Annotated in this window: 9 protein-coding genes; 4 read left to right on the forward strand and 5 right to left on the reverse strand. The window is 74.3% G+C overall.

Annotated features, from left to right (window positions below; genetic code table 11):
- Nucleotides 1-1,353: 1,353 nt before the first annotated feature.
- Nucleotides 1,354-2,529 carry a PucR family transcriptional regulator gene (locus FHU30_RS07885; RefSeq protein WP_253873471.1) on the reverse strand — a complete coding sequence of 392 codons (1,176 nt, stop codon included), beginning with the start codon at nt 2,527-2,529 and terminating at the stop codon, nt 1,354-1,356.
- Between the two features lie 488 nt (nt 2,530-3,017).
- Between FHU30_RS07885 and FHU30_RS07890 the strand changes: the two genes are divergently transcribed.
- Nucleotides 3,018-4,328 carry an MFS transporter gene (locus FHU30_RS07890; protein WP_253873473.1) on the forward strand — a complete coding sequence of 437 codons (1,311 nt, stop codon included), beginning with the start codon at nt 3,018-3,020 and terminating at the stop codon, nt 4,326-4,328.
- On the forward strand, nt 4,325-5,620 hold the full coding sequence (locus tag FHU30_RS07895; protein ID WP_253873475.1) for an alkyl sulfatase dimerization domain-containing protein: 1,296 nt from the start codon (nt 4,325-4,327) through the stop codon (nt 5,618-5,620). Before FHU30_RS07890 ends, FHU30_RS07895 begins: the two co-directional genes overlap by 4 nt.
- Before the next feature lie 32 nt (nt 5,621-5,652).
- Here the strand turns inward: FHU30_RS07895 and FHU30_RS07900 are convergent, their stop codons facing one another.
- The 3 genes from FHU30_RS07900 to FHU30_RS07910 form a co-directional block, all read right to left on the reverse strand.
- Nucleotides 5,653-6,183, reverse strand: coding sequence for a GNAT family N-acetyltransferase (locus FHU30_RS07900; protein ID WP_253873477.1), 531 nt, complete (start codon nt 6,181-6,183; stop codon nt 5,653-5,655).
- A gap of 52 nt (nt 6,184-6,235) precedes the next feature.
- Entirely contained in the window at nt 6,236-6,862 is a 627-nt protein-coding gene (locus tag FHU30_RS07905) for a maleylpyruvate isomerase N-terminal domain-containing protein (RefSeq protein ID WP_253873479.1), read from the reverse strand.
- A gap of 208 nt (nt 6,863-7,070) precedes the next feature.
- Entirely contained in the window at nt 7,071-7,766 is a 696-nt protein-coding gene (locus FHU30_RS07910; protein ID WP_253873481.1) for an RraA family protein, read from the reverse strand.
- 476 nt (nt 7,767-8,242) lie between these two features.
- Between FHU30_RS07910 and FHU30_RS07915 the strand changes: the two genes are divergently transcribed.
- On the forward strand, nt 8,243-8,488 hold the full coding sequence (locus tag FHU30_RS07915; protein ID WP_253873483.1) for a hypothetical protein: 246 nt from the start codon (nt 8,243-8,245) through the stop codon (nt 8,486-8,488).
- A gap of 56 nt (nt 8,489-8,544) precedes the next feature.
- Here the strand turns inward: FHU30_RS07915 and FHU30_RS07920 are convergent, their stop codons facing one another.
- A complete protein-coding gene (locus FHU30_RS07920) occupies nt 8,545-9,519 on the reverse strand; it encodes a helix-turn-helix transcriptional regulator (protein ID WP_253873485.1) in 975 nt (324 codons plus the stop codon).
- A 236-nt stretch (nt 9,520-9,755) separates the two neighbouring features.
- On the opposite strand from FHU30_RS07920, the gene FHU30_RS07925 reads away from it, so the two are divergent.
- Complete coding sequence (locus FHU30_RS07925) at nt 9,756-11,153, forward strand: MFS transporter (protein ID WP_253873487.1); 1,398 nt, start codon at nt 9,756-9,758, stop codon at nt 11,151-11,153.
- Nucleotides 11,154-11,161 lie beyond the last annotated feature (8 nt).

The following is an 11,161-nucleotide window of genomic DNA, read 5'->3' on the forward strand; positions in this document are numbered from 1 at the left end:
CGGGCGCAGGCTGCGGGCGTGCAGGCGACGGACGGCTAGGCCATGGGCGGCAAGGCCGCGGGCGGGCAAGCTGTGGGCGTTCAAGCTTCGGGTGCCCAGGCCGCAGGTGGTAAGCCGCGGGCGCGCATGCTCCGTGCGCCTAGGCCACCGGGCTCAAGTCGCGGGTGCGCAAGCCTCGGGGCGCGGAAGCGCGGGCGTTCCGGCCCGCGGGCGCGCAGGCCTCGGATGCGCAGGCCCCCCGGGGGCGTCCAGGTCCCGATCGTCCAGGCCAGGGTGCCCAGGCTCTGGGCATCCGGGGCGCGGGCGCTCGCGTCGGACGCGCAGGCCGGGGGTGCGCAGGGCGCGGGGCGTCCGGTGCATGGTGCGCGGGCTGCGGGCGGTCAGGGACGGGCGGGGCTTTGGTGTGCGGGGCTTAGCGGCGCGGGGGAGGTTAGAAGGTGTTTGGGTGGTGGGAGCGGGTTGCTTGGCGGGTGCCTAGGACGAGCATGGTTATGCCGACCGCTATTGCTAGGGCGGTTGAGGTGCCGAGTAGCCAGATCGGGGCTCCGGCGTGGGGTGGGTGGTGCCTTGCGGTCGCGTGGACTCCGTCATGTGCCAGTGCGGAGGTGCTGTCGGACAGGAGGCCGAGGGTTAGGCCTGCCAGGAGCGCGGCCAGGGTGCGTCGGTTCAGGTGGTGGGCCGGGCCGGCGGTGGCGCTAGAGGGTACCGCCGGCCCGGCGGTGAGGGACGTCGGTGCCGCGGGGGCGTGCGGCGCCGTCGCCCGGTGGTGGCCGCCGGCGCCGGTGGCGGGGGCCACCGGGCCTGGCGTGACCCCGGTCCGGCGGGCGGGCGTCCCGCCGGACGGGGCGAGGTGACGCCCGCGGACACCACGGGGGATGGTGGCGCCGCGGGCGAGTCCGGGGCCTGCCGCCGCACCGCGCTCCCGCGACGGCAGGCCGTTCGGTTCCCCGCTGGACGCGGCCGGGGCGGTACGGCCGAGGGCCCGAGGTGTGTCGCCGCACGTCGCCGGGACCGCGTGCACCGTGGAGCCCTGGGGGCGGTGCGGGAAGCGGGGAGGCTCGTCGGGAACGCCCTCGGCCGTACCGTCCTGGCCGGGCAGGGAAGCATGCGGGAGATCGGACGGCCGGGCGGGAGCGGTCCGTTTCGTCCGCGTCGCGCCTCGCATCCGTGCCCTCCCGGTTCGCCGGACGGTGCCGGTCCGGGCTTGATCACCCGTTGACCTTCACCGTCACTCATTGTCACGATCTCGATACGAGAGGTACCCCCGCGCCATGGGGCCGTAAACCGAGGTCAAGGGACTTTCCCCTCGCTGGCCTGCGGTTTTGCCCTACGCGCCCCGATATGAGGGAAGGGTCAGTCGAGTTGACGGAGCGTGAGAGCGGCCGCGTAGCGGAGCAGTCCGCGGGCGGTCCGCGGGTCGACGCCGGTGAGCCGCGCGGCGGACGCCAGCCGGTTGTCGACGGTGTTGGGGTGGACGGCCAGGGCCCGGGCCGTCCGGCGGCGGTCCATGTCGTGGTCGAGGTAGGCGCGGACGGTCGCGACCAGCTCGGGACGGCCGTCCAGCGGGTCCAGCAGGGCGGCCAGGAGCGGCGCGCTGTCGGCGGGGCCGCTGAGGTGGTAGTCGAGCAGGATGTCGTCCAGCTCGTACACGCCGGGCGGGCGGTCCGTCGCGTCCGCGATGCGGGCGATCCGGGCGGCCTGCGCGGCGGCGCGGGGGACGTCGGCGACGTCGGCCGAGCGCGCCGCGCCGACGACGATCCGCTCCCCGGCCGCGGCCGCGCCGACCAGCGGTTCGGCGAGGTCGGACGGCCGGACGGACGAGGGAAGCAGGATGTGTCCGCCGCGCTCGTCCCGATGCAGCAGGACGACGCCGTCCACCAGGCTCTCCAGGCGCGTCCGGATGCGGCGGAGCACGCGGTGCTCGGCGATCCCCCGGAGCGGACCGCCTGCTTCCCGGGCCCGGACGGTCAGGATCAGGTGGCTCGCGGACGGCGCGATGCCGTACCGGCCGACCGGCTCGCTGGCGAGCAGCGCGCGGGCGATCTCGCGGAGCGTCTCGCGCTGCTCGGCCCGGATCGCCTCGCGTTCGGCCTGGTAGGCGTCGGTCACGGCGGTCACGACATGCCCGAGTCCGCGCAGCTGGCGGCGCGCGAGCAGTCGTAGCGCCGCCTCCTCGCCGGGGAGGGCCGTGTCGCAGAGCATGTCCCACACGGCCTCGGCCGCGATGAAGTACGTCTCCAGGAGTGAGGAGAGTTCGAGGCCCTCCTCGGCGCGCTGCGCCGCCCGCTCGGTGAAGACCCGCAGGTCGGAGTCGCGCGTCCGGCGCCCGGACGCCTCCCGCAGGAACCGCCGGATGCCCTGCCGCGCGGTGTCGGCGATCTCCAGCGTCCGCATGTCCTCGGGCAGCGCGGCGTACTCCGGCAGCGCGGTGAACCGCCGCTCGGTCAGCTCCCGCGCGAGCCGGTTCACCTGCCGCTCGCACCGCCCCGCCAACGCCGCCGCGGCCTTCCGAGTCTCCGCATCCTCCAAGCCGGCCCCCTGATCCTCGTCCCCACCGAACGCCATCCGTCCCGCCCCCTCCCCGGACGGCCCGAGAGCCTCGTTCTTCTCGCGCGCCCCTTGGGCCTCGCCCTCCGCAAACCGCCCTAGAGGCCGCCCCGCCACGGACGCCCGCCGGTCCGCGTCCTCTGCGAACGCCTGCCGGTTCGCGTCCTCTGCGAACGCTCGCGGGTTTGCGTTCTTTGCGGACGATCTCTGATCTGTGTTCTCCGCAGTCGGATGCTCGTCCGCGCCCTTCGCAGACGACCGCTGGGCCGCGTCCTCCGCGGGCGGTTGCTGGGCGTCCTTCGCGGGCGAGCGCTGGTTGGGGTGCTTCGCGGACGGGGGCTCGTGGGGCATGTGGGGATTGTGACATCTCACAGGGGGTGGGGGCTAACGCTGGGGTGATGCGTGGTTGTCGCAGGACAGCGGGGGTCGGGAGAGTGAGGGGGACCAATCACCGGCGGACGGAGGCGCGTATGGCGGCAGCGGGTTCGGCCGTGCCCGAACGGACGGCCGGCGAGCCCGGCGTGCACCGCCGCGCGTGGACGGTCGTGGCGCTGCTGGTGCTGTTCATGGCGATCAACTTCATGGACAAGGTCGTGCTCGGCCTCGCGGGCAAGCATGTCCGCGCGGACCTCGGGCTGAGCGACACGGCGTTCGGCGCGATCGGGAGCGCGTTCTTCCTGCTGTTCAGCGTGTCCGGGGTCGCGGTCGGGTTCGTGACCGACCGGATCGGGGCGCGGCGCCTGGTCGGGGTGCTGGTCGCGCTGTGGAGCGTGTCCCAGCTCGCGGTCGCGGTGCCGGGCGCGGGCCTCGCCGTCCTGCTCGGGACGCGCGTGACGCTCGGCGCGGCGGAGGGGCCGGCGTTCGGGCTCGCGAGCCACACGGCGTTCGGCTGGTTCCCCGACCGGCGGCGCGGGCTCGCCGCGAACCTCCTGTCGGTGGGCGCGGCCGCCGGGGTCGCGGTCGGCGGGCCGCTGCTCGCCGCCGTCATCTCCGGTCCCGGCTGGCGGACGGCCTTCGCCCTCACCGGCGTCCTCGGACTGCTGTGGTTGCTCGCCTGGGCGAAGTTCGGCGCCGAAGGCCCCTACAACGCGCAAACGAGCGGCGGCGGTCGCCGCGGGCAGGAGCGCGGTGACTTTCGCGTGCCGTACCGGCGGCTGCTGACCCGGCCGAGCATCCTGGCCGGGCTGGCCTGCGGGTTCGCCGGGTTCTGGCTGCTGGCGGTCGCGATCACGTGGATGCCGCAGTTCATGCAGCGCGTCCACGGCTACACGCTGCAGGACGCCGGGCTGCTCGCGGCCGGGACGCAGGTCGTCGGGATCGGCGTGATCCTCGCGTTCGCCGCCGCGTCCCAGCGGATCCTGCGGCGCGGCGGGACCGGACGGGCCGCGCGAGGTGTCCTCGGCGGCGCCGCGATCCTGGTCTCCGGCGCGGCGCTGCTGCTGGTCAGCCGGATCGGCGGCGGGGCGCCGCTGGTGCTGGCGCTCATGGTCGCGTTCACCTTCGCGCACCCGTTCTTCGGGTTCGTCCAGGCGGCCGTCGCGCAGATCGCCCCGACCCGGCAGCGCGCGGCGGCGCTCGGCGTGGTGACCGCCGTCGCGTCCACGGCGGGCGCGGTCGGCCCGGCGGTGACCGGCGCGCTCGTGGACCGGGCCGGATCGGACGCGGCGGGCTTCCAGCACGCGTTCGACCTCACCGGCGTCCTGCTCCTGATCGGCGGCGTGCTCGCCGTCGCCTTCGTCAACCCCGAACGCGACAGCTTCCAGGAAGGGAACACCTTGTGAGCGATCTCGACATCAAGGACTACGCGGACCGCATCTGGCGCGGTGAGGAGGACGACAGCATCGCGCACACCGGCCTGCACGGCGCCGGCGTCGTGGACGTCGCGGACGGCGTCGGATGGGCGCCCGGGTTCGGCAACGTGATCGCGTTCCGGGCGGACGGCGGCGAGGTCGTCCTGTTCGACACCGGGAACCCGATCACCGCGGGCCGCCTGCACGAGCAGGTCCGCGCCTGGTCGCCGGACCCGCTGTCCCTCGCGTTCTACTCGCACGGGCACATCGACCACGTCTTCGGCGTCGGGCCGTTCGACGCGGAGGCGCGCGAGCGCGGGTGGGCGCGGCCGCAGGTCGTCGCGCACGAGGCCGTCCGCGCCCGGTTCGACCGGTACGTCCTGACGAACGGCTACAACGCGGTGATCAACCGGCGGCAGTTCCAGGCGCCCGACCTGACCTGGCCGGACGAGTACCGCCACCCCGACGTCACCTTCGCGGACGGCCTGACCGTCACGCGCGGCGGCCTCACCTTCGAGCTGTTCCACGCCAAGGGCGAGACGGACGACGCGGCCGTCGCGTACGTCCCGGAGCACAGGCTGCTGCTGCCCGGCGACCTGTTCATCTGGCTCACGCCCAACTGCGGCAACCCGCAGAAGGCGCAGCGCTACCCGCGCGAGTGGGCGCACGCGCTGCGCCGGATGGCCGCCCTCGGCGCGGAGACGATGATCCCGTCCCACGGCGCCCCGATCTTCGGCGCGGACCGGATCGAGCAGGCGCTGACCGAGACCGCCGAATGGCTGGAGAGCATCGTCGAGCAGACCCTCGCGCTGCTGAACGAGGGCGCGCGGCTGGACGACATCGTGCCCGCCGTCCGCCCGCCCGCGCGGCTCGCCGACCGCGTCTACCTCCAGGCCAAGTACGACGAGCCGGAGTTCATCGTCCGCAACCTGTGGCGGATGTACGGCGGCTGGTACGACGGCAACCCCGCGCGCCTCAAGCCCGCCCGCGACGCCGACCTCGCCCGCGCCGTGGCCGGACTCGCCGGCGGGACGGCCCGCCTCGCGGGCGCCGCCCGCAAGGCCGTCGCGGACGGCGATCTGCGCCTCGCATGCCACCTGGCCGAAATGGCCGTCCAGGCCGAGCCGGACGACGCGGACCTGCACGCCGTCCGCGCCGAGGTCTACGCCGCGCGCGCGGCGGCCGAGTCCTCGCTGATGGCGCGCGGCGTCTACACCTGGGCCGCGAACGAGTCCCGCGGCCGCACCGAATCCGTAGGCCCGACCCTCACCGACCTCGTCTGACGTCAGAGCAGGCGAAGTCGCGGCAGTCGCGGTCAGTCGAGTTCTTCGGCGAGGAGGTCCATCAGGAGGGTGTCGTGCCAGGTGCCGTCATTGCCGCGCTCGGCTTTGCGCAGGATCCCGACGGGCCGGAAGCCGACCTTCGTGTAGGACCGGATCGCGGGCTCGTTGGCGGCGGCCGGGTCGATCGTGATCCGGTGGTGGCCGTGGTCGCGGACGAGGTGCCGCGCGAGGGTCCGGACGGCGTCCGTCCCGAGACCGCGCCCGTGCAGGTCGGGGTCCAGGTAGACGTCGATGCTCGCGTGCCGGTAGTCGGGCTCCTCCTCGGCCTGCCACTGGATCCACCCGGCCGTCCGGCCCTCGTGGACGATGACGTACTGGTGCCCGCCCTCCTCGGCGAGGTCCTCGGCGATGGCCTTCTCCAGGTCGTCGCCGCCGCGCCACCACCGGAACACCTCGGGACGCCGCCGGATCGCCGCGAGCGCCGGAATGTCCGCCTCGTCCGCCGGACGGAGCAGCACGCGCTCCCCCTGAACCGGCTCGTCCTGCTTGCGCTCGTCGTCCATACGGCGAACGCTAGCGGCCGTCCGGCCGGGGAGCGACGGTATTTCGCGGGTGTCAGAAGGCGTTGATCAGGCCGGGGGAGCGCTCGGCGCGGGTCAGCGCCCGGATCACGGCGGTGGCGCCGTGGCGGCGGACCGACAGCCGCGCCAGCAGGTCCACGACAGGCCCGACCACCCGCGGCGGGAACTCCGGCGTCGGGACGCCCGCGCTCACGGCCAGGTCGTCCGCGTGGACGACCATCTCCATCATCCGGGTGACCAGCAGGTCGTCCAGGCTGAGCGACCACGGGCCCCAGAACGGGAACCGGACCGGACGCCCGCCGTCGAAGTCGCGTCCGGAAAGGGTGCCGAGCGCCGCCTCCAGCCGGGCGGCCAGCGCGTCCCGGCCCTCCTCGGCCGCCCGCTCGGAGCCCTCCCGGATACCGACGTTGACCGCGGCGTCCAGGTCGGCGCCGACCCACGCCGAGCGCGCGTAGTGCTCCAGCAGCGGGACGGTCTCCTCGGACGGACGCGGCGCGTCCAGGACGTCCGGCACGAAGACGACCTGGTACGCGAGATGCGCCGCGAGCCCGGCGACGCTGAACTCGGGGAGCGCGCTCGGCTTGTCCCAGGATGCCGCGACCTCGGGTGCGCGCAGGAGGTCGAGCGCCACCCGTCCAGTGGTGAGAAAGTCGTCCTTCACAGCTGGCTCCCCTCGCGCGCGCATGAGACGAGCCCAAGCCTCCGACGGCCGCCACACCATGTCAACGCAACCGCCCCGAAACTGCCGCCCGGTCGCGACGAGGTGCCCTTAACGCCGCCGCCCGGCCGCGACGAGGTGCCCTCAACGCCGCCGCCCGGCTGCGACGAGGTGGCATCAACACCGCCGTCCGGCCGCGACGGAGGTGTTGTCACTCCTCGATGGCGCCGCCCAGGCTGCGCAGGTGCTGGCGGAACGTGAGGGACGGGTCGTCCTCGCGGGCCTTGAGGAACGAGCCGAACGCCAGCTGGCTCCGCAGCGTCTCGCCCGCGCGGACGCGCTCGGCCTGCCCCCGCTCGGTGTCGCGGATGCCCCGGGCGAGCGCGGTCAGCTCGTCCACCCGGTCGGACGGGACGAACAGGACGCCGTCGTCGTCCGCGAACACCGTGTCGTCGGCGGTCACCGTCCACTCGCCGACGCGCGCGGACGCGAGCGCGTCGTCCGGACGGGCGCCCAGGCTCAGCGGACCGGCCGGGACCGAGCCGAGGCTGAACACCGGCAGCCCGATCGCGCGGATGTCGGCGGTGTCGCGGTGCAGTCCCCAGATGACCACGCCGGCCAGGCCCGCCGCCTTCGCCTCCAGGACGGCCAGGTCGCCGACGCACGACTCGTCCAGCCGGCCGCCGTTGTCCACGACGAGCACGTCACCGGGCGCGGCCTGCTCGAACGCCTCCAGGAAGACGTCCACGCTGCCCACGTGCCGGGCCGGGAGGACGCGTCCGGCGACCCGTCCGCCCACCGCGACGGCGCGGGTTCCGGCGGGTCCGCAACGCACCGGGACGTCCGCCCGGATGCAGGCGTCCGCGACGTGCGCGGTCGTCAGGCCGGTGAAGTCCGACGCGCTCATGCGACCACCCGCGCCGAAACCGCTGCCGTGGTGCCGGCGCCGCGCTTCGAACGGGCGCGCCTGTCCGCCGTGAGTTCCATACCGTCCCTTTCTCAGTCCAGTACGTCCGCGGGGGCACGCGCGATGGCTCGTCTCGTGCGCGCGCGTGTGAGGGACGCTACTTCGACAAGGTGAACGCGTCCCGTCCGATTCCCGGTCACCACCATCACCAACCGTCCAGGACCGGTCACGAGGCGGGGACGAGACCCCGGCGCCGCGCATCCTCGGCGGCGATCCGTCCTGTGACCTGGGCGCTCTTCGCGGCCCGCGACCGAAGACCCGTCCGGTGGGTGGACGGGACCCGCCCCGGACCGCCGTGGCCACACCGGCATCGCGGAAGGGGCGGGTCTTCTGGCGCAGGAGGCAATGACGGGGCCTGTCAGGACTGGTGAGGATGGTGCCGACAATCCGCGCCATCTGCGAAACAGGAGGTCCTCATGCCGAGCGTGACCAAGACCGCCGTTCTGGCCGCCGCTGCTCTGCCCGCCGCCGCCCTGCTGTTCCTGGTCCCGGCCACGGCGTCCGCCGCGTCCGCGGCCGCGCCGCCCCAGCCCGCCCAGGTGGCCGTCACCGACATCCTCTGCAACGCCGGCGGCGGCTTCGTCTTCCCGGACGCGGCCAGCCCGACCGGCTTCATCTGCTCCGGCGGCGTCTTCAGCGGCGACCCCGTCATCATCACCTGACACCGAGCGGTGCCGGACGGCGACCCGTCCGGCACCGCGAAAAGGGCTCCATCGGCTCAAGTGTCGGTGGGGTGGAGGGCGCTGGTTATCCGGGTGCGGAGGGTGGCCAGGGCGTGGGTGAGGTCGGATGGGGTTATGTCGGTCATGTCGGCGTCGAAGGTGAGGAGCAGGGCTGCGAGCCCGGGCCAGGACCAGGCGCCCAGGGTGAGGCGGGTCGTGGTCTCGGTGACGTAGTCGACCGTCGAGCCGCCGGGTGCGTAGCGGGCGACGGTGGCCGCGGGCAGGGCGAGGGTGGCGGAGCCGCGGCACGGCCATTCGGCGGTGGCGTCGCCGCGATCGTGGGCGGTCATGACGAAGGCGACGGGATCGCCCTGCGGGACGTCGCGGCGGGTGAAGGGCATGTGGGTGGGCGGGTGCGGGCGGAGGCGGTCCACGCGCATCGCGCGCCACCGGTCCGCGTCCGGGTCGAAGGCGGCCAGGTACCAGCGGGCGGCCCAGACCACGAGGGCGTGCGGCTCCAGGGTGAGCGTGACGGGCTCGCGGTCGCCGGTGTAGTCGACCCGGACGAGATGCCGCCGGCTGATCGCGGTGCCGACGGCGCGGACGGTCTCGGCGTCGATCGGCGGCGCGGGGAACTCCCAGTAGTTGCGGGCGGACGACACGGTGAACGCCTCGGCATGCAGGCGGCTGCGTGCGGGCATCGCCTGGTGCAGCGTGGCGAGCGCGCGCGCCGCGTTCTCATGAATGCCCGACAGGACGGTCGGGACGGTCTGGAGCGCGACCGCCGTGGCGACGGCCTGGTCCTCGTCGAAGACGACCGGCGGCAGGCGGGTGGCGCGGCCGAGCCGGTACCCGCCGCCCGCTCCCCGGACGGCCTCGATCTCGTACCCGAGGTCCCGGAGCGTGCCGATGTCTCGGCGGACGGTCCGCACCGACGTGCCCAGCCGGGACGCCAGCTCCTCGGCGGTCAGCGTCGCGCCGACCCCGAAGATCGACAGCAGCTTGAGCGCCCGCGCGGAGGTGGTGGCCATGATTCCCCCGATCCTCCCACCGATAGCGGCCACTCGGTGGCAACTATGCGGGCGATGGTGTCCCGCATGACCGATACACCAACTGCCCGCGAGGGCATCCGCACGCCTGGCCCCTCCCCGGCGTCCATATCCGAACCCAGCACAACCGACGGCGCGTCCAGCGCGCCCAGCGCCGATTCAGCGCGTCCGCCACCGATCCCGGCGCGGGCGGCCGGGGGAGTGGGGGTGGGGCGGGCTTGGCGTTGCTGGTCGTGCTCTTCGGGACCTTCATGGACCTTCTCGACGCGACGATCGTGACGGTCGCGGCCCCGGCGATGGCCCGCGACCTGCATGCCGGCGACACCCAGATCCAGTGGACGGTCGCCGCCTACGCGCTGGCCCTCGGCGCGGGCCTGGTCACCGGAGGACGGCTCGGCGACCAGTACGGCCGGAAGCGGCTGTTCCTGACCGGGCTGGCCGCGTTCATGGTCGCCTCGGCGCTGTGCGCGCTCGCCGCGGGCCCGGGCATGCTCATCGGCGTGCGCGCCGGGCAGGGGCTGGCCGCCGGGATCATGGTCCCGCAGGTGTTCGGGATCATCCGGGCGTCGTTCGCCCCGGCCGAGCGCGCCAAGGCGTTCGGCGCGTACGGGGCCGTCCAGGGGCTCGCCGCGGTCGCGGGTCCGCTGCTGGGCGGGCTGCTCGTGGACGCCGACCTGTTCGGCCTCGGCTGGCGGACGATCTTCTGGATCAACGTGCCCGTCTCGGTCCTGGCGCTCGCCGTCGGCGGGCGGGCGCTGCCGGAGTCCCGGTCCGCCTCGTCCGCGCGGCTGGACGTCCCGGGCGCGCTCCTCGCGGCGGCGGGCATCCTGCTCCTGCTGCTGCCGATCATCCAGACCGGGGCCTGGGGTTGGACCTGGGGCAGCTACGCCCTCGTCGCGGCCGGAATCGCCGCGCTCGCGCTCTTCCTCGCCTACGAGCGCCGCCTCACCCGGCGCGGTGACGAGCCGGTCTTCGACCCGGCCCTGCTGAGGATCCGCGCCTTCGCGGTCGGCCTGGGCGCCTCGGTGCCGTTCTTCGGCGGCATCGGATCGTTCTTCCTCACCCTGTCCGTCTACCTGCAGAACGGAACCGGCAGGACGGCCTGGGAGACCGGCCTGGTGATCCTTCCCTACGCGCTCGGCTCGATCGTCACGTCCGGCCTCGGTGTCGCGCTGGCCGCGAAGGCGGGCCGGTTGCTCCTGGTCACCGGCTCGCTCACCATCGCGGCCTCCCAGCTCGTCCTGTGGCCGATGGTCAAGGACGGCGACGACCCCGGGTACTGGCTGCTCGCGCTCCCGCTGTTCATCGGCGGCCTCGGGCTCGGGCTGGCCGCGCCGATCCTCGTCAACGTCGTCCTCGCGGGCGTGCCCGGCCGCAACGCGGGCGCGGCCGGCGGGGTGCTCTCCACGGCCAACCAGATCGGCAGCGCGATCGGCATCGCCGTCCTCGGGACGATCTTCTTCACCGCCGTCACCGACTCGGCCACCGGACGGCCCGGGCTCCATGACCACGGTCACGCGCTCGGCATCGTCCTGATCATCTCCGCCGCGCTGTACCTGGTCACGGCCCTCGCCATGCTGGCCCTCCCGAAGGCCGCCCTCGCCCACCCCGAGTGACCGCCGAG

This window comes from Actinomadura rupiterrae, from assembly GCF_024172125.1.
GTDB classification, from domain to species: Bacteria; Actinomycetota; Actinomycetes; order Streptosporangiales; family Streptosporangiaceae; genus Spirillospora; species Spirillospora rupiterrae.